This window comes from Variovorax multivorans (assembly GCF_051216835.1).
In the GTDB taxonomy this organism is placed as follows: Bacteria; Pseudomonadota; Gammaproteobacteria; order Burkholderiales; family Burkholderiaceae_C; genus Variovorax.
On sequence record NZ_JBPJZL010000006.1, the window covers coordinates 208,282 to 230,317 of the forward strand.

The 22,036-nt window shown below is 67.3% G+C and carries 13 protein-coding genes; 4 read left to right on the forward strand and 9 right to left on the reverse strand.

Going from position 1 to position 22,036, the window contains the following annotated elements; translation table 11 throughout:
* The first annotated feature begins 68 nt into the window (after positions 1–68).
* From ACSFCA_RS17235 to ACSFCA_RS17245, 3 genes are all read left to right on the forward strand, one after another.
* Positions 69–1,457, forward strand: coding sequence for an efflux transporter outer membrane subunit (locus tag ACSFCA_RS17235; protein WP_435460415.1), 1,389 nt, complete (start codon positions 69–71; stop codon positions 1,455–1,457).
* A gap of 257 nt (positions 1,458–1,714) precedes the next feature.
* The gene (locus ACSFCA_RS17240; RefSeq protein ID WP_435460414.1) at positions 1,715–2,434 is read left to right on the forward strand and encodes a cupin domain-containing protein; all 720 of its coding nucleotides are present in this window, start codon (positions 1,715–1,717) and stop codon (positions 2,432–2,434) included.
* Between the two features lie 20 nt (positions 2,435–2,454).
* Positions 2,455–3,780 (forward strand): NAD(P)/FAD-dependent oxidoreductase, encoded by a 1,326-nt coding sequence (locus ACSFCA_RS17245; RefSeq protein ID WP_435460413.1) that lies wholly within the window; start codon positions 2,455–2,457, stop codon positions 3,778–3,780.
* A 97-nt stretch (positions 3,781–3,877) separates the two neighbouring features.
* On the opposite strand, the gene ACSFCA_RS17250 is transcribed toward ACSFCA_RS17245, so the two are convergent.
* The 4 genes from ACSFCA_RS17250 to ACSFCA_RS17265 are packed head-to-tail and all read right to left on the reverse strand — an operon-like array spanning position 3,878 to position 9,134.
* Positions 3,878–5,215, reverse strand: coding sequence for an MmgE/PrpD family protein (locus tag ACSFCA_RS17250; protein WP_435460412.1), 1,338 nt, complete (start codon positions 5,213–5,215; stop codon positions 3,878–3,880).
* Positions 5,216–5,225: 10 nt separating this feature from the next.
* A complete protein-coding gene (locus ACSFCA_RS17255) occupies positions 5,226–7,325 on the reverse strand; it encodes an acetate--CoA ligase family protein (RefSeq protein ID WP_435460411.1) in 2,100 nt (699 codons plus the stop codon).
* Positions 7,326–7,329: 4 nt separating this feature from the next.
* Positions 7,330–8,121 carry an enoyl-CoA hydratase/isomerase family protein gene (locus ACSFCA_RS17260; protein ID WP_435460410.1) on the reverse strand — a complete coding sequence of 264 codons (792 nt, stop codon included), beginning with the start codon at positions 8,119–8,121 and terminating at the stop codon, positions 7,330–7,332.
* A 32-nt stretch (positions 8,122–8,153) separates the two neighbouring features.
* On the reverse strand, positions 8,154–9,134 hold the full coding sequence (locus ACSFCA_RS17265) for a tripartite tricarboxylate transporter substrate binding protein (RefSeq protein WP_435460409.1): 981 nt from the start codon (positions 9,132–9,134) through the stop codon (positions 8,154–8,156).
* Positions 9,135–9,326: 192 nt separating this feature from the next.
* Between ACSFCA_RS17265 and ACSFCA_RS17270 the strand changes: the two genes are divergently transcribed.
* The gene (locus tag ACSFCA_RS17270) at positions 9,327–10,127 is read left to right on the forward strand and encodes an IclR family transcriptional regulator (protein WP_435460408.1); all 801 of its coding nucleotides are present in this window, start codon (positions 9,327–9,329) and stop codon (positions 10,125–10,127) included.
* 93 nt (positions 10,128–10,220) lie between these two features.
* On the opposite strand, the gene ACSFCA_RS17275 is transcribed toward ACSFCA_RS17270, so the two are convergent.
* From ACSFCA_RS17275 to ACSFCA_RS17295, 5 genes are all read right to left on the reverse strand, one after another.
* On the reverse strand, positions 10,221–11,480 hold the full coding sequence (locus tag ACSFCA_RS17275) for an acyltransferase family protein (RefSeq protein WP_435460407.1): 1,260 nt from the start codon (positions 11,478–11,480) through the stop codon (positions 10,221–10,223).
* Between the two features lie 172 nt (positions 11,481–11,652).
* Positions 11,653–11,874, reverse strand: a complete 222-nt coding sequence (locus tag ACSFCA_RS17280) for an MbtH family protein (protein ID WP_435460406.1) — start codon at positions 11,872–11,874, stop codon at positions 11,653–11,655.
* Positions 11,875–11,904: 30 nt separating this feature from the next.
* A complete protein-coding gene (locus ACSFCA_RS17285) occupies positions 11,905–13,224 on the reverse strand; it encodes a glycosyltransferase (RefSeq protein ID WP_435460405.1) in 1,320 nt (439 codons plus the stop codon).
* A gap of 10 nt (positions 13,225–13,234) precedes the next feature.
* On the reverse strand, positions 13,235–20,740 hold the full coding sequence (locus tag ACSFCA_RS17290) for a non-ribosomal peptide synthetase (RefSeq protein WP_435460404.1): 7,506 nt from the start codon (positions 20,738–20,740) through the stop codon (positions 13,235–13,237).
* Positions 20,741–21,033: 293 nt separating this feature from the next.
* Positions 21,034–22,035: a TRAP transporter substrate-binding protein gene (locus ACSFCA_RS17295; protein WP_435460403.1), complete on the reverse strand. Its 1,002-nt coding sequence runs from the start codon at positions 22,033–22,035 to the stop codon at positions 21,034–21,036.
* Between the last annotated feature and the right edge of the window lies 1 nt (position 22,036).

The window sequence follows — 22,036 nt, forward strand, 5'->3', positions numbered from 1 at the left end:
GCCTGGTTGATACTGTACTGTACGTATAGTACAGTTAGAGGCACCACACGTCAACACCGAAGACTCCCATGACCTTTGTCAGAACCCACATATCCAGAATTGCAGCATCGGCGCTTGCGCTCGTAATGCTGGCCGGATGCGCAACGCCCACATCCACCCCACCCTCCTACGACGCCGTGCCGGCGGCGTGGAGTTTTGACACCGGGACCGGCACCGAGAGGAACCGGATGTCCGCCAGCGCATGGTGGCGCGACTTCGACAACCCCGAACTCAGCGCGCTCGTCGAATCCGCATTGCTTGCCAATGCCGACCTCCGCATGGCTGCTGCCCGGGTTGCACAGGCTCGCGCGCTCGTAGACACGGCCGATGCCGATCGCTACCCGCAAATGAGCCTGAATGCCGGCCTGCGGCGTGGCCGTGAGTCCAGTGCGGACCCCAAGGCCAATCTCGCTCGCGGTGGCTTCCGAGCGAGCTGGGAGCCGGACTTCTTCGGGGACCAGGAGCTGGCGAGTCTTGCGGCCGAAAAGGATTTCGAAAGTGCGGAGCTTGTGCGCCAAGCCTTGCGCGTCGCGATTGCGGGCGAGGTGATGACAGCGTATTTCGACGCGCAGACCCTGACGCAGCGAGACGCGGTTGCGCGCGAAGCCGCTGCTACGTTGGAGCGTCAGATTGAAGTGGCCCGGCGGCGGTTCGAGGCGGGCCAGGTCGGCAAGCTCGACATCGACAGACTGACGGCCGAGCTTGGGCAGGAGCGCGCCAATGCGGCGCAGTTGCGAGGGGCGCGGGATGCGAGGCTGCGGCAGATGGCCGTTCTTCTGGGCTCTGCGCAGCCACCTTCGAGATTGACTTTCCCCGCCGCCGCCAGCACAGCTGCCGGCATGCCGGCCGTCCTGCTGCCGATCGAATTGCTCGAGCGCCGTCCTGATGTTCGAGGACCGGCGCGTGCCGTAGAGGCCGCGGTCGCGCGCCTGGGGATTTCCAAGCGCGACTTGTACCCGCGCATCGCGCTCGATTGGTCGGGAAGCAGGGAGCGCCTGCGTGCTGGAGGAGCAAGTGCATCGCCAACGACCGTGGTTGGGTACGGCGTTGCACTCTCGTTGCCTATCTTCGATGGTGGCCGCATCAGGGCCAACATCGAGATTCACGAAGCCAAGGCAAAGGAAGCAATGCTCGCGTATGAGAAGGCGATCCTGGTCGCGCTGGCGGACGCCGAAACTGCGGCCGTACAACTCGAGGCGGCGCGAGCTGGCGTTTCTGCGTTGGAACAAGCTCAGTCAGCGGGAGCCAATGCCGCCTCCAGGAGTGAGCAGATGTTCACCTCGGGCTTGGTGGATCTGAACACAGTCCTTGATACGCGCCGTAGCTACTTGAAGGCGCGCGATGGCCTGCTGCAAGGGCAAGGAGCCCAATGGACAGCGGCCGTGGCCGTGAGAAGAGCCTTTGCAGGGAGAGTGTGAGACTGACGAACTGTCGGGTGAAGCGGTTCCCCCGATGAGCGCGTTCTCGAGCCGCGCTTCGACGGGCGGCAGGATCTGCGGTAACGACCGGCATAACGGCAGCCTGCTCTGTGCAAGACCCTCATTGAAGCACCGGCGCAAGGGGCACGCAGCCTAAGCTTTTGGACATCCAAAAGCCCGACCTCAGCCCCCCCTCGGACTGCATCACCGACTGACAGCTTTCAGTGAAGACATTGCGCATCGCGCAGGAGCAATCAATGACCATGGCCCTAGTACTGCATCGTGCCGACGGCGCGCCCGTTTCAACCGCTTTCCGGAGAGCGGCGTTCGGCAAGGACGACCCGTTTGCACGGCATCGCGAGATCGCGTGGGAAGGGCCGGGCTCGATGAGCGCGGGCCGCACCAGCTTCATCGGCGAGCTCGAAGTCGCAAGCTATCCCCACATCGAAACCATCGTCGTGGTCGAGGGCGAGCTGACCTTGACGGCGGCCGGCGCGGCGCCGCTCGTCGTCGGTCCCCAGGCGGGCGCCGTCATCGGATGCGGTACCTCGCTTCGCGTCGAGGCCCGCTCCCGCGCGCGCTTCGTGTTTTGCGCGGCCGCTTGCGAGCGACCGACCCGACGCGGCCTCTTTCCCCTGCGTGCCGACGCCAACTTCAAGCCCACCGGCACGCTGCCCGCGGAAGTGCTGCTGAGCCCCGCGCCGACGTGCCGCAGCGACAACGTCTTCATCGACGACGGCGCGCAGTACAGCGCCGGCACATGGGACTCGACCCCCTACCACCGGGTCGTTCGCCCGCATCGCGTGAACGAGTTCATGCACCTCGTGGCCGGCAGCGTGGGATTCGCAGCCCCCGATGGCAGCGTGTTGTCGGTAGGCACCGGTGATTCGCTCTTCGTGCCCCAGGGCGCGCCGATCGGATGGGAAAGCAACGACCGCGTGGCGAAGTTCTACGTGGTCCAGAGCGTCCCGGCCTGAATCATCGAGCGAGCTGCACCATGTCTCCTCCGCTGAATCACATCCACACGTCCACCCAGCTGCCGGCCTGCGCCGATGTCGTCGTGATCGGCGGCGGCATCATCGGCGTCTTCACCGCCTACTACCTGGCCCAGCGCGGCGTTTCAGTGGCCCTGGTGGAAAAGGGCCGGATCGGCGCCGAGCAATCGAGCCGCAACTGGGGCTGGTGCCGGCAGCAGAACCGCGACGCCCGCGAGCTGCCGCTGGCGAGCAAGAGCCTCGATCTCTGGGAACGCTTTGCCGCCGAGAGCGGCGAAGACACGGGCTTCCATCGCTGCGGGCTGCTGTACCTCAGCAACGACGAAGCCGAGCTGTCCCGCTGGGCCGGCTGGCGTGATTTTGCGAAGACCGCCGGCGTGACGACCCACGTACTGAGCAGCCGCGAAGCCGCCCAGCGCGGACATGCGACCGGCCGCGCCTGGAAAGGCGGGGTCTTCTCGCCCAGCGACGGTACCGCCGATCCCGCCAAGGCCGCGCCCGCCGTGGCCGCTGCGCTCATCAAGCTCGGCGGCAGCGTCCACCAGAACTGCGCGGCCCGCGGTATCGAGACGGAAGGCGGACGGGTCAGCGGCGTTGTCACGGAAGCCGGCGTCATCAAGACACGGACGGTCGTGATGGCGGGCGGCGCCTGGGCATCATCGTTCTGCCGCCAACTGGGCATCCGTTTTCCGCAGGCCTCGGTCCGTCAATCCATCATGAGCGTGTCGCCTGTGGCGCATCGCTTGCCGGCGGCGCTGGTCAGCGGGAACGTGTCGGCCACGCGCCGCAACGACGGACGCTACGCGCTGGCCATCAGCGGCCGCGCGCGTGTGGACGTGACGCCGCAGTTCATGCGCTTCGCGCCGCAGTTCGTGCCCATGTTCGCCAAACGCTGGCGCAACCTTCGTCCGGGCGGGCTGGAAGGCATTCGGGGTGGCCATGAAACGCTGGCGAGGTGGCGGCTCGATGCGCCGACGCCGATGGAGCGGGTGCGCATCCTCGATCCCAAGCCCGACATGTCCGCGATCAGGGAGACGCAACGCCGCGCCGTCGAACTGCTGCCTCAACTTCGCGAAGCGAAGATCACGCACGCCTGGGCTGGCTACATCGACAGCACGCCCGACGGTGTTCCCGGCATCGGCGAAGTGCCGGGCATGCCGGGGTTCATCCTGGCGGCGGGCTTTTCCGGGCACGGCTTCGGCATCGGCCCCGGTGCGGGCCACCTCATCGCAGACCTTGCCACCGGTGCCGAACCGATCGTGGACCCCGCGCCGTACCGGCCGGAGCGGTTCAGCGGTACCGCATGGGGCAAGGTCGCCGATTTCTAGGCCGGGCACATGTTTCCGAGTGACGTGATCGCGATCGGTGGCGGCCTCGTCGGCACGGCGGTGGCCTATGGGTTGGGCCAGCCCCTCGCATGCAGGCTCAGACCGCGAGCCCCTGCAGGTCTCCCGCTCGATCCAGGCCCCAGATGCGCTGCAGCAGCGTCTGCGCGCGCTCGGCACCGACCACCGGTGCCGCCAGTTCGAGAAACTTGTCCTCCAGTTCGGCGTCCGACAGCGGCAGTTCGGGGTCGCCCTTGCGGTCGGGCTGCAGCCAGGCGTGGCGCTGGCCGTCGGCGGTCTCGATCTCCACACGGGCCGAGCGGCGGCCAGGGAAAGTCGCATCGAGTTCCGGATCGACCACAGCCGTGATGCGCGCCATCATGGCGCGCGTGTCGGCATCCGCCAGCCGCTCGGGCGTGTAGGCCGCGAGCCGTACGCTGCCATGCACCAATGCCGTGGCCACCACGAAGCGCAGGCTGAATCGGGCTTCGTTTTCGGTGTGCGGGTCTTCGTGGCAGGCGATGTCCAGCGCGGGGCCATAGGTCGCCACGTGGACGCGGCGGATGTCCGGTGCGCGCAATCCGTGCTGGCGCGCCAGCTCCAGAACGCCGTCGATGGCGGCGAAGGTATGGCCGCAGCCGATGTGGTTCTTGAAGGTCAGCCGCGTGATGTTGAATTCGCGTCCCAACGTATCGCCCACCTTCGACCAGTCCGGCCCGTCGCTCATGGCGCGACCGAAGCCGGCCTCGCCGTCGAGCACATCCAGCGAGCCCGTCACGCCTCGCGCGGCCAGTTGGGCGGCGAACACGCCGCTCTCGGCGGCGCGGCCCGCATGCAGAGGCTTGGACATCGAGTCCATGCGGAAGGCCTGTTGCAGGCCGGCAGCAAAGGTCGCGGCCGTGGCCAGCGCATGGGCAAAGGGCTCTTCCTGCAATCCAAGCAGTCCGGCGGCGGCAGAGGCAGCCCCGAAAGTGCCCACGGTGCCCGTGTTGTGCCAGTGGTGATAGTGCGGCCGTCCCATCACCACCCCGATGCGGGTCGAAACCTCATAGCCGAGCACCACGCCGCGCAGGAAGCCCAGGCCGGTCGCGCCGCTGTCCTGCGCGGTAGCCAGCGCCGCCGCCACCGTGGCCGCGCCCGGGTGGTACATCGCGTCACGAAAGCTGTCATCCACTTCCGCCGCATGGGCGGCCGTTCCGTTGAGCAGCGCGGCAACGCGCGGCGTCGCGCAACGGCCGTCAGGCAGGCGTGCACGACCGCGGTCCATATCTTCCGCCAGCAGCGCGTGCAGTTGCGGCATCGGCGCTACCGACAGCCCCGGAAACAGCGCGGCGTACCAGTCGATCACTGCGCGCTTCGCGTGGTGCAGCACGTCGTCGTCCAGCCGGGCATGGCGGAATTCGGCGGCATAGCGGGCAAATACTTCGGTGGCGTACATGGCGAGTCGCTCAGGCCAGAACGACCACGCCGTCGGCGGCGCGCACGCCCTGACCTTGCGACAGCACGAAGACCGGATTGATTTCGGCCTCGACCAACCGTTCTCCGAGCTGGGCCGCCATCCTCGAGAAGGCGACGATCGCGTCGACCAATGCCTCGACGTCGGCCTTGGGCCGTCCCCGGAAACCATCCAGCAGCGGCCAGGTCTTGAGGTCCTGCGCCATCGACAGTGCCTCGGCGCGGCCGAGCGGCTTCAGACCCTGCGCGTCCTGCGCCAGCAGCCGCATGGTCGTGTCCTTGAAGAGCTCCGCCGTCACACCTCCCATGCCCAGCAGGATGGCCGTGCCGAGCGCATCGCGGTGCATTCCCAGGATCAGCTCCGTCCCGCCCGACACCATCTCCTGCACAAGAAAACGCTCGGGATGCACGCCGCTGCGAGCCTTCACATCGGCCGCCATGCGGCCAATGCGTTCGCCAATAGCTTCGCTGCCCAGCCCGACGGCGACGCCGCCCACATCGCTCTTGTGCGTGATTTCAGACGACAGGATCTTGAGCACGACGCGCCCGCCCAGTTCACGCGCGGCTGCTTCGGCCTCGGCCGGGGAACCAACGATCCGCTCGGCGACACACGGCACGCCGAAACGCGAGAACAACTGCTTGGCCTGTGCCTCGTCCAGCGAACCGCCAGCCAGCTCGCCAACCTCGATCAGCGACAAGGACGTGTCGCCTTCCTCGGGCGCGGCGAACCCTTGCACGCGCAGCATGCCCGCCAGCGCGGCGGTGCAGCTCTCGGCGGCGGTGAATGCCGGCACGCCGCATCGCGTGAGAAGTGCCCCCACTTCGGGCGCATGCGGGCTCACGTACGCCATCACCGGCTTGTCGGAACTGGGCAGGCAGTCCTGGATGGCGCCGGCCAACAGTTCGGGCATGGCCAGGCTGGAAGAGCCGACGATGATCGCCAGCGCGTCGTAGCTCGGGCTGGCCAACAGCGCATTGATTGCACCTCGCAGCAAGTCCGGACGCAGCCCGGCCAATGTCACATCGATGGGGTTGCGATCCAGCACGGCCTCGGTCCCCGTCTGCAACGCACGCAGCGCATCGGCAGTGGCAGCATCGGGGGCAGGCGTGTCGAAGCCTGCCACGCCCAGATCATCGGAAACCAGCGTGCCGGCTCCGCCCGTGGAAGTCAGGATGGCGACGCGCCTGCCGCGCAACTTGCGGCCCGTGGTCAGCGCTGAGGGAATATCCAGCAGATCGGAAAAGCTCCGGGCACGAATCACCCCCACCTGCTTGAACAGCGCGTCGTACATGCTGTCGGCGCCCGCCATGGCACCGGTGTGCGAAACCGCGGCCTTGGCCCCCGCCTCCGACCGGCCGATCTTGAAGGCGACGACAGGCTTGCCCAGGCGCGCGGCCTTCAGGCAGGCCGCGCGGAACTTCGCAGGGTTGCGCACGGTTTCGACGTACAGCGCAATCACCTTGGTGGCCGGGTCATCGGCCAGGTGGTCGATGAAGTCGGCCAGCTCCAGATCGACCTCGTTGCTGGTGGAAATCAGCTTCGACAGGCCGATGCCGCGCGCTGCGGCGCGGGACAGCAGCGAGCCCAGGATGCCCCCGCTTTGCGAGACCACGCCGATGCCTCCGGCCTGGAACTCGTCCATCTCCAGCGCGCCCGACGGCGACAGGACGATGTTGTCCGTGAGATTGACAAGCCCGATGGTGTTGGGGCCCAGGATGCGCATCGCGCCGGCCGCCTCGATCAGCTGCTGCTGGCGCCGCGCACCGTCTTCCCCGGTTTCGGTATAGCCGCTGGCCAGCACGATGGCCGCGGCACAGCCGCGTGCCGACAGCTCCTTCACCGCCAGATGCGCGCGCTCGGCACCCAGCAGCACGACGGCAACGTCGGGCACCTCCGGCAGCGATGCAATATCGGCGTAGCACGGCAGATCGCCGATGCGATCGACCTTCGGGTTCACCGGCATGATGCGGCCCGCAAAACCGTGCTTCTGCAGATAGGCCACGGGGCGACCGGTGGTCTTCTTCGGGTCTGCCGAGGCGCCGATGACGGCGACGCTGCGTGGCGAGAGCAGCTTGGCGATGGCGTGGTTCATGGCGTCAGTCCTTCGCGGCGGTCTTGGCGAGAAACGCTTCCACCGAGGCACGGTGCTCGCTGCTGGTGTAGCAGATCCCCTGTGCCTGGCTGCCCTGTGCGAACACGTCGTGCGAGGTCAGCTCGAAGCTCTGGTTAAGGATGGTCTTGGTCAGCGCGAGCGCAGTGGAAGACGCAGACGAGAGTTCGACCGCCCACGCCTGCGCGTCGGCAAGCAGCGTGTCCGCGCCGGTCTTGCGGTCCACGATGCCCAGCGAGAGGGCTTCATCCACCTTGACCTGGCGGCCGGTGAAGATCAGCTCCTTGGCCTTGGGCAGGCCCACCCGGCGCGGCAGGAAGTACATGCCGCCGCCATCGGGAATGATGCCGCGCAAGACATAGCTCCAGGCAAAGCTGGCCCATTCGCTGGCGATGATGAAATCGCAGGCCAACGCCGTGTCCGCGCCCAGCCCCGAGGCCGCGCCATTGACAGCGGCGATCACCGGCTTGGGCATGGTGTGCAGCAGCGCCTGCACGTGGTGCACGCGCTGCTGGCGATGCCATCCGTTGAAGCCCACTTCGCCAGCCGGCGCGTTCATGCGCTTTTGCATGCCACTGATGTCGCCGCCCGCGCAAAACCCCTTGCCGGCACCGGTCAGCACCAGCGCCTTGATGGTCTTGTCCGCGGCCACGCGCTCCAGCGCATCGGCGAACTCCGCGCGCATCTCGTCGCTCATGGCGTTGCGCTTGTCGGGGCGATTGAAGGTGACGGTCGCGATCGCGTCCGTCACTCGGAAGTCGATGAGGGTGTAGGTCATGAGTTTTTCTGGCTGAAGTCGAGGGCGGCCGTTCAGTCGGCCTTGATGCCGTTTTCCTTGATGACGCGCGCCCACCGCGCTTCTTCCGTGCGGACGTAGTCGTCGAGTTCGGCAGGCGCGCCGGCATTGATCACGAGGCCTTCATGCTCGATCTTTCGCACGAAGTCCGGCGCTCGCGCGGCCTTGCGTCCGGCGGCGTTGAGGCGGTCGATAACGGCAGGCGGGGTGCCGGCCGGCACGAACAAGCCATACCAGCTCTCCACCAGATAGCCCGGCACGCTGGCCGCGATGGCCGGCACACCCTTGAATGCCGGCGAGGGCTCGGCAGTGGTCACGCCCAGCGCACGCAGCTTGCCGCTGTCGACGAAGGTGGACACGGCCGCCGCGGTGGCGAACATCATGTCGACCTGCCCGCCCAGCAGATCGGTCAGCGCCGGGCCGGCGCCCCGGTAAGGTATGTGCGTGAGCTTTACCTTCGCGAGATTGGCGAACATCTCGCCGGCCAGGTGAGCGGAGGTACCCGCACCTTGCGATGCGAAAGTCAGCTTGCCGGGATTGGCCTTGGCGCTGGCCAGCACATCGGCCACCGATTTGTAGGGACTGTCGGGGCGCACCACCAGGACGTTGGGTCCGCGCCCGACGAGGATGACCGGCGCAAAGGCCTTGTTGCTGCCATACGAAAGCCTGGGCTGCAGCGATGGATTGACGGCGTGGGCGAACGAGGCGACCACGACGCTGTAGCCGTCGGGCGCGCTCTTGGCCACGTTGTCCGTGCCGATCAACGTTCCTGCTCCCGGCTTGTTGTCGATGATGACCGGTTGCCCGAGGTCCTTGGACATCTCCGCGCCCAGCGTGCGGGCGATGAGGTCGGTGCCTCCGCCCGGCGCGAAGGGCACGACGAAACGGATGGGCTTGTCGGGATATGCGAAGGCCGTGCCGACGGCGGTGAGGCCTGCAAGGCCTGCAAGAAGGAAGGCGAGCGCGCGTGCTCGCCCGGTGGAAGGGGCTGCCATGGTCTGATGTCTCCAGAACTGTTTGATTTGAAAGTCCGTCACATGCCCAAGCTGCAGCGCGTGACAGCTGAACTCTAGGATCAAGCGGCTCGCAAAGGTGATTGCAATTCCACTAGTTGGAACACAGGCAGTGGATACTTCGATTCGATCCATTCACGGTGAATCCACGCGTCGCCTGTCCGCAAGGCTCCCATGACCGAACTTCCCAACTTCAATCTCGACCACAAACCCGGACGATCGCCCGCCAATCGCTCGCTGGAGCGAGGCATCGAAATCCTGCGTGCATTCCGGCCAGGCTCCGAGCTGTTGGGCAATGGCGAACTGGCCGAGCGCACCGGACTTTCCAAGTCCACGGTCAGCAGGCTCACGCAGACGCTGGTGGGTGCGGGCATGCTGCAGCTGGACAGCGTCGAACGCGCCTATCGCCTGGCGCCCGCCGTGCTGAGTTTGTCGCACGCGATGCGCAACGGCTCGCGTGTTCTACAGGCAGCAACACCGCACATGCGCGAGTTGGCGCTGCAAAAGCGCATCAACGTCGGACTTGCCGCGCCGGACCGGGACGAGATGGTTTACCTTGAATCCATTCGCTATGCGAAGCGCGTAGCGCTCCGGCACGTGGTTTCGGGCCAGCGTGTGCCGATGGAACTCACGTCGCTGGGCAGGGCTTACCTGGCGGTCGCTTCGCAACCTCGCCGCGCCAGACTGATGGAACTGTTCGCGCAACGCCGCAGGCACTGGCGCAAGATGGAGACAGAGATCAAGCAGGCGTGGGCGGACGTGCATGCCAAGGGGTACTGCGCCGCGGCCTGGCAACCCGAGGTGGTGGCGCTGGCCACACCGCTGCTGGTGGACGACGTCATCTACGTGCTGAATGTCAGCGTATCGACCGAGGAATCGCTCGCCGTCATATCGCGGGAGCTGGCCCCCGCCCTGCTCGAACTGGCGCAGAAGATACGTCACGCGCTGAACGTGCAGGAACCGCGAGGCGGTTGACTGGGCTTCGGGCGCCTTCGTCGCCGAGCTTCCGGATGCCTTCTTCGATGTGTCAGTGCTCTGGGTGCATGGTCACACGCATCAGCAGTTCGACTATCGCGCCCGCTCTTGCCGGGTCGTGTGCAATCCGTGCGGCCTGCGCAGGCCCGATCGCGCGCGCTTGCCTTGCGCGATGCCCGGCTTCTCGACCAGGCGGTAGCTGACGACCGAGGCCGCCACGAGCAGTAGCGCACAAAGAATGCCCACCAGCCAGTACTGCATTGCGGCAGCCATCGCGAACTCCCGCACCGGCTGTACAGCGAAGACGATCGTCAGAACAAGCCCCTGCAGCAGGTAGATGCTGTAGCTCACCGTGCTCATGCGCCGGGCCGCGCGCGTGGCCAGCAGGCCGAACAGCGTGCTGCCGCGGCAGACCAGGTGGAAGAAGACCCAGAGCAGCAAGGCCTGGATAGGCCCCACCATGTGCTCGAACCAGAGGAACACGGCACCGAGGCAGACCAGGGCGAGCAGCGAAGCCGCCCATTCCGGCAGCCGCAGCTTCATCCCGCTCGCGCCATCGCGCCGGACGAGCCAAGCCGACAGCATGCCCATGAGGAACGACGCCAGCACCCAGGCCAGGGCGCCGACCACCAGCACAGGCGTCGGCTGCCAAAGCGAACCGTCCGGCGAAAGCGCGGAGAACGTCAGCACCAGCAGGCACAGCAGCAAGGCACCGGCAACGAAGCGCGGCGTTCGACCGCCGCGCGCGAGCGGCGCCATCAGCCGGAGCGATCCGTAGAACAACCATTCCACGAAGACCGTCCACGTCACGCCCGCGAGGATGAACCTTGTCCCGTCATAGCCGTTGATGTCGGGCTGCATCGGCACGATGCCGAGGGCCAGCCACTGCAGCATCTCGCCCAGCACGGACCAGGCCGGCTCCCGGAGCTCGAACCCGGTTCTCCAGGCGACGATGAAAAACATCAGGCCCACCGCCACCAGGTACATCGGCCCGATGCGCCAGAGCCGGCCGATGTAGAGACTCGTCCAGTCCGGCCGGCCCTTGGCGTCGAGCAATTTCCCCCAGAACAGGAAGCCGGTGATCATGAAGAAGACCGTCACGCCGACCTGTCCGAGCAGGGTGTGGAAGCCCGAGTGTGGAAACGTCCATTCGCCTCGCTCGATGTAGCCGTGGGTCACCGTCAGGTGGTGCACGAACACGCTCAGCGCGAGAAAGCCGCGCAACCCGTCGAGCGTCGTGGTGCGCTGGTCGCGCTGCGGTGGCTCGTCGGCCGCGCGGAAAACCGGCAGCGCCAGCGCACCGAGCACGACCAGCACGAGCACGAAATACGGCCAGACGGAGAGGACGCTCATCGCTGGCGCGGCCTGCTCTGTTGCTGCCTTCTGGCTCCAGGCGCCTTCGCAAGAACGCCGACCCCTCTCACCGCCGGCTCGGTGCGTTCCTTGTTCAAGTCATCGGCAGCAGGCGACCGGAACCGCGACGCATACGCCCAGGCAGCACCACGCCGATGCAGGGCAAACACCCTCATGCCTTGGCGGCATCGAGGTCCATGGCCGCAAGGGATCGCGGCCGCATGTCGGTCCAGTTCGCTTCGATGAAAGAGCTGCAGGCCGCCCTGTCGGTCGCGGCCAGCGCGACCTGCCAGCCGGCAGGCACCTCTATGAAGCTCGGCCACAACGAGTGCTGGCCTTCTTCATTCACCAGCACCAGGAAGGTGGCGTTCTTGTCGTCAAACGGGTTGCTCATGGTCGGTTTCCTTGAATGGGGTTCAGGCGTTCAAGCCATTTCCACGGACTCGGGCGCCGCCTCGCGCAGCGCCGTGAGGGCCGTGGTGATTTCGGTCAATGCGTGATGGCGCGCGAAGTCCTCGCGCAGCACGCCCGCTCGCTGGCGGTAGCTCGGTTCGCTCAACAGCCTGCGCACGGCGTCGCCGATCTGGCGTGCGCTCGGCTGCCCGTTGCCGAGGTTGATGCCAACACCCGACCACGCCACGCGCGCGGCGATCTCGGGCTTTTCCTCTGTGGCTCCGGCCACCACCAGCGGCACGCCGAGGCTCAGCGCGTGGTTGACCGAGCCGTAGCCGCCGTTGGTCACCATCGCATGCACCTTCGGCAGCAGCCGGTCATAGGGCAGGAACGGCAGCACGCGGGCGTTGGCGGGAATCGCCATGTTCAACGCAGCCGGCAACGGGCCGCCGGGGGTGGCGATGACCTGGATGTCCTTCGCCCCGGCCAGCGCCTGCAATGTCGGGCCGATCAGCTGCGCCGGGTTCTGGTTGGCCAGCGTGCCCTGCGTGACCAGCACCACCGAGCGGCCGTCGTCCAGCTCGCGCCACCAGTCGGGCGGCGTGAAGTCCTGGCTGGCAGGCGCGAGCAGCGGGCCGACAAAACGCACCGAGGCGGGCAGGTCGCTGCGCGGGTATTCGAAGGACGCCGCCGTCAACTGCAGGTAGAGGTCCGGCAGCTTGACCATGGCGTCGATGAAGAAGTCCGGCAGCGCGGGCAGGCCTGCGCACGTCAGCAACGCATCGAAGTAGCGCTGCACCTCGCCGAACATCGCCTGCTTGAGGTTGGCGTTCATCGCCCGGTTGCGCACGCGCCCTTCCGGCGTGGACGACGGCGGCAGCGCGGTACCGAAGAAGGCCGTGTCGCAGCTGGACAGAGGCAGCGCCGAGATGCCGACGGCAACAATCGCCGGGCGATGCTCGCGCGGCCCCAGCAACAGCGGGAAGGTGCCGCAGAACATCGTGTCGACCACGATGGCGTCGGCCTCGAAGTCTTGCAGGATCGCGCCCAGCCCGGCCCGTTGCGCGGCCATGGCGTCGGCAAAGAAGTGCTTCAGGCCGAAGCACAGCTGCGCGTGCGCAGACGGCAGGCGCTGGCGCTGCGGAAAGCGCTGGTCGAGCTCGCGGTGGTCGTAGTCGATCGCAGCGTCGAAGGCGGTGAAGCTCGCGCCGGTGGCCTCGGCCTGCGCCCGGAACCGGCTCGCGGTGTGCACCCGCACCTCGTGCCCGAGGTTCACCAGATGCTGGGCGATGGCCAGCATCGGCAACACGTGTCCCGGCAATGCGGTTGCCGCGATGAGATAGCGTGCCATGTCGGGCCTCCTATGAAGCGCTGGTTTCCAGGGCACGGCGTGCCTTGGTGTCGATGCCGAGGTCGACGAAGTAGCGCTGCAGCAGCTCGCGGTCCACCGGGCGGATTGCCGCGCCGATGGCTTCGAGCTGCGCATGCGTGGCCGCGCCGCTGACTTGCGGCGGCGTGGCCGAGGTGTCGTAGCGATCGAGAATCGCCAGCACCGCCGCAAGGTCGCGGTCCTGCCCCACGGCGAGCCGTGCATGCGCACGCTCCAGCCAGGGCTCGAGCCCCACCGGTTCGAGCCGCATGCCGAGCCGTTCGAACACTGGCGGAATGTCGCGCACCCGCAGCGCCGCCTGGCTCATCAGGTGGAACACCTGGCCCCACGACGCCTGCTGGCCCGCAAGGCCGAGGATGGCGCGCGCCACGTCGTCCACCGGCGTCAGGTTGAGTGGCAGGTCCATGTCGGGAATTGCTTCCAGGTCGGCATAGAGATGCGCCACGCGCCAGATCAGGTCGTCGGCATTGCAGATCGCGTGGGTGTGGTCGCCGGTGACTGCCCCCAGCCGGTAGATCGCGACCGGCATGCCGCGCGCCTGCGCCACGCGGGCCAGCGCATCGCCGACCCACTTGCTCTGGCTGTAGCCGTCGACCAGCCCGCTCCACGAAGCAAGAGCCGACTGCTCGGTGACCGTGCCGTCCTTGTTGTTCTGGTCGATCACCGCCAGCGTCGAGACGTAGTGCATGCTCTTCGGCCGGCCCTGCGAGGTCCACTCGAGCAGCGTGACCACGCTGTCGACGTTGGCGGGCTTCAGGCTGGCATAGGGATGCAGAAAGTCGACCTGCGCGGCGCAGTGGTAGATGGCGTCGCAGCCATCGCGCACCAGTTGCACGGCGCTGTCGTCGAGGCCGAGCAGCGGCTTGCCGAGGTCGCCGGTGACGACCTTGATGCGCGCGTCGTCCCAGATCGCGCCGAGCTGGCGCTGCGCCAGCGTGAGCTTCAGGCGGCGCTTGCCCGCCTCTTCGTCGGCGGCGCGCACGTGGCAAACCACGCAGGCCGATGAGTCGCGCAGCAGCGCAGCCAGCAGATGGCTCCCGACAAAGCCGCTGGCGCCGGTCAGGAACACGCGCTTCGCAGCCAGCGGCGGTGCAGCATCCTGGCTGCGGATGTGCGCGGGCAGATCGAGTTCGCGCGACAGGTCGAGCGCCTCGGCAGTGCCGGCCGAGTCGTCGAGCCACGCGGCCAGTTCGGCGACAGTCGGGCGGTTGTAGACCTCGGCGTGCGGAAAGTCCGCGCGCACCTGCTGGCGGATGCGCATGCCGAGCTGGATGGCCATCAGCGAATGACCGCCAAGCTCGAAGAAGTTGTCGTGGATGCCGACACGCTCCAGATGCAGCGTCTCAGCCCAGAGCGCGGCCAGTTGCCTCTCGGTGGGCGTGCGGGGTTCGGCATACGGTGCGGCGGCCTGCTGCTCGGGTGCGGGCAATGTCTTGCGGTCGAGCTTGCCGCTCTGGGTCAGCGGCAGGAACGGCAGGTGGACGAAGGCCGAGGGCACCATGTAGTCGGGCAGCGCCTTCGCCATGTGGGCGCGCAACTCGATTGGCTGCGGATCGGCCGCGGCGACCACGTAGGCCACGAGGCGCTTCTCGCCCGGCACGTCCTCGCGGACGATCACGGCCGCCTGCGTCACCAGCGGGTGCTGCAGCAGCACCGATTCGATTTCGCCCAGTTCGATGCGGAAGCCGCGGATCTTCACCTGCTGGTCGGCACGGCCGAGAAAGTCGAGGCTGCCGTCGCTGCGCCAGCGCACCAGGTCGCCGCTGCGGTACATGCGGCTGCCGGGTTCGCCGAAGGGGTTGGCGATGAAGCGTTCGGCGCTGAGCAGCGGGCGGTTCAGATAACCGCGCGCCACCCCGCTGCCGGCGATGTAGAGCTCACCCGCGACACCGGGCGGCACCGGCTGCAGGCTGTCGTCGAGCACATACACACGCGTGTTCCAGACCGGCTTGCCGATGGACGGCTGCTCTTCGGCATTCATCGGCGCGCTCGTGCTCGCGCAGATGGTGATTTCCGTCGGGCCGTACGCATTGATCATGCGGCGGCCTTGCGACCAGCGCGCGGCCAGCGCGGCGGGGCAGGCATCGCCGCCCACCACCAGCGTCTGCAGATGCGGGAATTCGCCGTGCGGCAGGGTTGCCAGCGCGGCCGGCGGAATCAGCGCATGGCTCACGGCCTGCCGGTCGAGCAGCTCGGCCAGCTCCGTGCCGAGCAGTTGCTGTGGCGACGGCACCACCAGCGCGGCACCGGCGTGGAAGGCCATCAGCAGATCCATCACCGAAGCATCGAAACCACTGGAAGAGAACTGCAGCACGCGCGAGTCGTGGCCAATGGCAAAGCGCTGCGCCATTGAAGCGCCGAGACTGCTCAGGCCCGCATGCGGCACCACCACGCCCTTGGGCAGGCCGGTGGAGCCGGAGGTGTAGATGACGTAGGCGGCATCGCGCGCATCGACCGTGCGCGAATGCACCACGGGGTCATCCGACTGGATCGCCAGTGCGGCGACCGTTTCGTCGCTGTCGAGCGCCAGGCAATGCGCAATGCCGGCCAGCTCCGGCAGCAGCGATGCATGGGTCAACACGCTCGCGGGCGCCGCCTCGCCGAACACGAAGGCACTGCGCCCGGCCATGTGGTTCGGGTCGAGGGGCAGGTAGGCCGCGCCTGCCTTGACGATGGCCAGGTGCGCCACGACGAGGTCGAGCGAACGCGGCAACACCGTCGCGACGATGGTGCCGGCGCCGATGCCGCGGCCCCGCAGCAGGTGCGCAAGCCGGTTGGCCCGCACGTCGAGCGCGGCGTAGCTGACCGTCGCATCGTCGAGCACCACCGCCGGTGCGTTCGGACGCGCGGCCGCGTGCGCCTGCACCATGGCGGCCAGCGAGAGCGGCGCGATGTCGAGCGTGCTGCCGCTCCAGTCGGCAAGCAGGCGTTGGCTTTCTTCATTGCTCAGGATGTCCAGGCTGCCCAGCGCAGCGTCGGGCGCATCGCAGGCCTGCTCCAGCAGGCGCACCAGTCGCGCCGCGATGGCTTCGACGGTGCTGCGGTCGAACAGGTCGGTGCTGTACTGGATGCCGCCGGCAATGCCGCCCGGCAAGCCATCGGCGCCGCGCAGCTCGTCGAGGATGAAGGACAGGTCGAACTTGGCGGTGTCCACGGCCACCGGCTGCGGCGTGATCGACAAGCCGGGCAGGCTGAAAGACAGCCGGTTGCCGCCCTGCTGGAACCCCAGCATGACCTGGAACAGCGGCAGGTTGGCACCCGAGCGCTGCGGCCGCAGCAGCTCCACAATGCGGTCGTACGGGAACTCCTGGTTCGCATACGCGGCAAGGTTGGTGGCCCGTACCCGCGCGATCAGGTCGCGCAGACCCGGTTGTCCCGAGGTGTCGGTGCGCAGCACCAGCGGGTTGACGAAGCAGCCAATCAGGTCGTCCAGCGCGTGATCGCTGCGGCCTGCAACCGGCGTGCCGATGACGATGTCGTCTCCCGCGCCCAGCCGGTTCAGCAGACCCGCAAGCGCGGCCTGCAGCACCATGAAGACGCTGGCCTGGCCGTCGCGCGCCAGCTGCAGCATGCGCTCGTGAACGTGCGCCGGTATCTGCATCGGCACCACGTCGCCCTGGTAGCTGGGAACGGCTGGGTGCGGGCGATCGACCGGCAGGCTCAGCCGCTCCGGCAGATCGCGCAGGGTCTCGCGCCAGAACTCGCGCTGGCGGCCGGCCATGCTGTCGGCGTCGTCTTCGCTGCCGAGCAGTTCCTGCTGCCACAGCGCGTAGTCGGCGTATTGCAGCGGCAGCGGTGCCCAGCCGGGCGCCTTGCCTTCGCTGCGCGCGGCATAGCCGATGCTCAGGTCGCGCGCCAGCGGCAGCAGCGAGGCGCCATCGCCGACGATGTGATGCGTCAGCAGCAGCAGCACGTGCTCGTCGGCGGCCAGCCTGAACAGATGGGGGCGCAAGGGAGCCGTGTTGCCGAGGTCGAAGCCGAGGCGTGCCGCGGCGTGCAGCTGGGCGGCGATTTCTTCTTCGCTGCTGTCGGTTTCGATCAACAACGCACGCGCTTGCGCACCGTCGAGGATCTGCTGGTACGGCAGCCCGTCTTCGTTCGGATAGATGGTGCGCAGGCTTTCGTGGCGCTGCACCAGGTCGTCCAGTGCGGCCTGCAGCGCATCGCGGTCGAGCACACCCGAAAGGCGCAGGGCCAGCGGCATGTTGTAGGCCGGGTTCGCGTTTTCGAGCTGGTTCATCAGCCAAAGGCGGCGCTGCGCGAAAGACAGCGGAATGCGCGCCGGGCGCGGCATCGGTGTGAGGCTGGGCCGCGACTGCGAGGCCTGGTCCAGCAGTTCCGCGAGGCCGGCGATGGTGGAAACCTGGAACAGCGTGTCCAGCGGCAGGTCGATCATGAACTGCTGCCGGATCATCGAGATCAGCTGCACGATCATCAGCGAGTGCCCGCCGAGCTCGAAGAAGTTGTCGTTGATGCCGACGCGCGGCAGGTGCAGCGTCTCGGCCCAGAGCCCCGCGAGGATGCGTTCGGTGGGCGTGCGAGGCGCGGCATAGGGCGTGGCCGCCTGCAGCTCGGGCGGCGGCAGCGCCTTGCGGTCGAGCTTGCCGCTCGGGCCCAGCGGCAAGGCCGGCATGCCTACGAAGGCCGAGGGCACCATGTATTCGGGCAGTGTTTGCGCGAGATGGGTGCGCAGTTCGGCTGCCTGCGGGTCGGCCGCATCCGCCGCCACGACGTAGGCCACCAGCCGCTTCTCGCCCGGTACGTCTTCGCGCGCGATCACCGCGGCCTGCGCCACTTGCGGATGCTGCAGCAACGCCGATTCGATCTCGCCCGGCTCGATGCGCAGGCCGCGAATCTTCACCTGCTGGTCGGCACGGCCGAGAAAGTCGAGGCTGCCGTCGGCGCGCCAACGCGCGAGGTCGCCGGTGCGGTACATGCGGCTGCCGGGTTCGCCGTACGGATTGGCAATGAATCGCTCGGCGCTCAGCAGCGGGCGGTTCAGATAGCCGCGCGCCAGGCCGATGCCCGCGATGTACAGCTCGCCGGTCGTGCCGGGCGGCACTGGTTGCAGGCCGCTGTCCAGCACGTGCATCTGCGTGTTCCAGATCGGACGGCCGATCGGAACGGTGGGAACGGCGGGAACGCTCTTCGACGACGGCTCGTCTTCAGGCGTGCGCGGGCATTCCCACGAAGTGACGTCGACTGCGGCCTCGGTCGGCCCATAGAGGTTGTGCAGTTCGCACGGCAGGATCTGCTGGAACTGCGATTGCAGTGCGGGCGACAAGGCCTCGCCGCTGCAGATCACGCGCCGCAGCGAGGTGCAGTTGGCGGCCATGGGTTCGAGCAGGAAAACCTCCAGCATCGACGGAACGAAGTGGATCGTGGTGATGCCTTCGTCCGCAATCAGCCCCGCGAGGTACGCCGCGTCCTTGTGGCCGCCCGGCTTCGCCAGCACCAGCGTGGCGCCGTCGATCAGCGGCCAGAAGAACTCCCACACCGACACGTCGAAGCTCGACGGCGTTTTCTGCAGCACGCGGTCATCGGCCTGCAGACCGTAGCGGTCCTGCATCCAGCGCAGGCGGTTGACGATGGCGCGGTGCGACACGACCGCGCCCTTCGGCTTCCCGGTGGAGCCCGAGGTGTAGATCACGTAGGCCGGGTGCGAGGGATCGATCGCGACGACGGGATCGATTTCGGCGCAATTCGCCAGATCCGCAAACGTTTGCGCTACATCGAGCAGAAGTTTCGGAGCGTCTGCCGGCAGCGACTCCGCAAGCGCCGCGGTCGTGACCAGGCAAACCGGCTGTGCGTCGCCGAGCATGAAGGCGATGCGGTCCTGCGGAAAGTCCGGGTCCACGGGCAGGTAGGCGGCGCCGGTCTTCAGCGTGGCGAGCAAGGCCACCATCAGGTCCAGCGAACGCGGAATGGCCAGTGCCACGGTGCGCTCCGGGCCCGCGCCGCGCGCGCGCAGCAGGTGCGCGAGGCGGTTGGCGCGCCGGTTGAGCTCGTCGTTGCGCATGTCCTCGCCGGCGAAGCGCAATGCGATGCCTTGCGGATTGGCGGCAAGCTGCGCCTCGATCAGCGCGGTGAGATGGGTGTCAGGCACCGCATGGGCCGTGTCGTTCCACGTCACCAGCAGTTGCTCGCGCTCGCTGGCTTGCAGCAGGTCGATGTGGCCGATGGCTTGGTCGGGCTGGCGGATCACCGCCGTCATGAAGGCGAGCAGCCGGCGCTGATGGTCAGCCAGTTCCTGCGCGGTGTAGACCGCCGGATTGGCGTCGAAGTCGATCTGCAGGTCCTGTCCGTTGCCGCGTTCGTACAGGAAGATGCCCAGATCCTCGGCCGTGCCGTTGGACAGGTTGCGCGGCTTGGCGGGGTGACCGGCAAAGCGGAAGTCGTAGTCGAAGGGCTCGACGTTGACCACGGTGGTGAACAGCTGCCGGTTGTTGACCAGCATGTTCAGGTCGCTGCGCAGGTGCTCGTAGCGGTACGACTGATGTCGCAATATCTGCCGCATCTGCCGGCCCACTTCGTTGATGAGCTCCGGCACCGGCAGGTCCGGGCGCATCGAAAGCCGCAACGGCAGTGCGTTTGCCACCATCGCGGGCACGCGCCGCATGCGGTCGTTGTGGCGCGCGGTAACGGGAATGCCGATCACCATGTCCTCGATGCCGGTGGCGCGGTACAGGTAGGCCGCGGTGGTGGCAATCAGGATCTGCGGCAGCGTGGTGCCCAGCTGTTGCGCGATGTCCGCCAAAGCCCGCACGCTGGCGGCCGGCAGGTGCGCCGTCTGGCGCAGCAGGCCACCGACGTTGACCGAGCGATGCGATGCAAGGCTCAACGGGTCGGGCGCGTCGCCGAAGCGTTCCGTCCAGTACTGGCGGTCGCGCGGGAAGCGGCCGGACTCGCGATAGGCCTTCTCTTCCTCGGCCAGTTGCGAGATGGGCGCGATGCGCGAAGCCTCGGGCACTTCGGTGCCGTTGATGCGCGCGGTGTAGACGTCGGCGAAGCGCCGAGCAATCAGCCCACCGCCGAAACCGTCGAGCACGATGTGATGGCTGCGGTGGTACCAGATGTGGCGCTCGGGCGCGATGCGGATCAGCGCGGACATCCAGAGCTGGTCCCGCGCCAGGTCATCCTTGCGGCTGAAGTCGGCGTGCATCCACGACTGCGCGGCGGCGGCCGGATCCTCTGCGCCGCTGAAGTCCAGGTAAGGCATTTCGCGCATGAAAGCCGGCGCGACAATCTGGCGCGGCCCCTGCGGGGTATCGGCAAAGCTCAGGCGCGTGGCCTCGGCTTCTTCGGTCACCTGCCGCATGGCGGCCATGAAGACGGCGGGATCGATCCAGCCGTCGATTTCTATGACTTCGGCGAGATTGAAGTTGGTGTCGGGCGAGGCGAATTTCGCGCCGAGCCACATCGCCATCTGACCCGAGGTGAGGGCAGATGCGGCGCCCTTGGGATCGACCGTGCTCATGAACTTCTCCACGTCTTGAATTGAATCGGCAGCGATCGAACCCCTTAGGAAACAATCGCAAACTCCGAATCAATGTACAAGCTGTTTCAACAATTTCAGAGACAGCTTTCCGGGTGAAAACATTTCACGTGGAGCTTTGAGCGCGAAAGATTTCATCGCAAAGCGATCACCCAATTCGCGGTTTCCGGAATTGGGAATCTTTAGTCGTATTGCGGAAAAAAACCGCTACAAAAGCATGTTGCGGTGCAGCAACTTCTTCAGCGACGAGTAGGGTCTTCCCTCTGTTCGCCGCCTCAGCGCTTGTCGAAATACGGAATGAAAACGCCGTTGGCGGCCACGCCAACCTGCTTGACCCAGTCCAGCGAGAAGTGCTCGCCAAGGCGCTGCAGGTCACGGCTGAACAGGAAGGACACCTGCTCGATCTTCATGCCGTTGCGCCGCAATTCATCCATGGAGCGTGCTGCTGCGGCGGCGCTGTTCGCCCATCCGCGCAGTTCGGCGGCTGCAGCGGCGGCCTTCAACGCATCGCGCGAGGTCGCCTCGAGGGCGCTCCAGGCCTTGTCGTTGACGAACACGAGGTTCTTGGGAAACCAGGCATTGATCTCGTAGAAGAAGCGCATGGATTGCCACACCCGGCTCTCCACGCCCGTGACGGCTGAGGTCATCATGCAGTCGATGCGGCCGTCCGCCAGCGCCCTGTCGAGCTCGGTGGCCGGCACGTCGACGGGCACCGCGCCCATCAGCGTTGCGATGCGCGCGGTGGTTGCGTTGTAGGCACGCATGCGCATGCCACGCAGGTCGCTCATCGCGGCGAGCGGCTTGGTCGAGTACAGGCCCTGCGGCGGCCAAGCCACGGCGTAGAGCACGCGCAGCCCGCGCTCGGCGAAGGCCTGTTCGATCAGCGGGCGCTGAATGCGCCAGAGCCGCTGCGCGTCGGCATAGCTGCTGGTGATGAACGGGACGGAATCGGCGCCGGCCAGCGGCACGTCGGCGGCAAGGCTGCTCATGATGGCTTCGCCGGCCTCGATCCTGCCGTCCTGCACCGCCGCGCGGATGGCGTTCAGCGCGAACAGCGAGTTGCCGGGATGAATCTCGATGCGCAGTTGCCCTCCGGTCGCGAGCCCGACCTCTTTCGCCATGGCCAGCAGGTTGGCCGTGTGGAAGTTTTCCGCCGGATAGCCGGTGGCCAGCCGCCACACCGTCGCCCCGGGAGCGGCAGATGCAGCGGAAGAAAAGGCCCCTGCACCGCCCACCAGCAGTGCGAAGGTCCGGCGGGTGATGAGGGGCTGGCTCATG

Excerpts from the sequence above, each read along its gene's own strand:
- ACSFCA_RS17235 (WP_435460415.1), top strand. The coding sequence starts at position 69 with ATGACCTTTGTCAGAACCCACATATCCAGAATTGCAGCATCGGCGCTT.
- ACSFCA_RS17240 (WP_435460414.1), top strand. The coding sequence starts at position 1,715 with ATGACCATGGCCCTAGTACTGCATCGTGCCGACGGCGCGCCCGTTTCA.
- ACSFCA_RS17245 (WP_435460413.1), top strand. The coding sequence starts at position 2,455 with ATGTCTCCTCCGCTGAATCACATCCACACGTCCACCCAGCTGCCGGCC.
- ACSFCA_RS17250 (WP_435460412.1), bottom strand. The coding sequence starts at position 5,215 with ATGTACGCCACCGAAGTATTTGCCCGCTATGCCGCCGAATTCCGCCAT.
- ACSFCA_RS17255 (WP_435460411.1), bottom strand. The coding sequence starts at position 7,325 with ATGAACCACGCCATCGCCAAGCTGCTCTCGCCACGCAGCGTCGCCGTC.
- ACSFCA_RS17260 (WP_435460410.1), bottom strand. The coding sequence starts at position 8,121 with ATGACCTACACCCTCATCGACTTCCGAGTGACGGACGCGATCGCGACC.
- ACSFCA_RS17265 (WP_435460409.1), bottom strand. The coding sequence starts at position 9,134 with ATGGCAGCCCCTTCCACCGGGCGAGCACGCGCGCTCGCCTTCCTTCTT.
- ACSFCA_RS17270 (WP_435460408.1), top strand. The coding sequence starts at position 9,327 with ATGACCGAACTTCCCAACTTCAATCTCGACCACAAACCCGGACGATCG.
- ACSFCA_RS17275 (WP_435460407.1), bottom strand. The coding sequence starts at position 11,480 with ATGAGCGTCCTCTCCGTCTGGCCGTATTTCGTGCTCGTGCTGGTCGTG.
- ACSFCA_RS17280 (WP_435460406.1), bottom strand. The coding sequence starts at position 11,874 with ATGAGCAACCCGTTTGACGACAAGAACGCCACCTTCCTGGTGCTGGTG.
- ACSFCA_RS17285 (WP_435460405.1), bottom strand. The coding sequence starts at position 13,224 with ATGGCACGCTATCTCATCGCGGCAACCGCATTGCCGGGACACGTGTTG.
- ACSFCA_RS17290 (WP_435460404.1), bottom strand. The coding sequence starts at position 20,740 with ATGAGCACGGTCGATCCCAAGGGCGCCGCATCTGCCCTCACCTCGGGT.
- ACSFCA_RS17295 (WP_435460403.1), bottom strand. The coding sequence starts at position 22,035 with ATGAGCCAGCCCCTCATCACCCGCCGGACCTTCGCACTGCTGGTGGGC.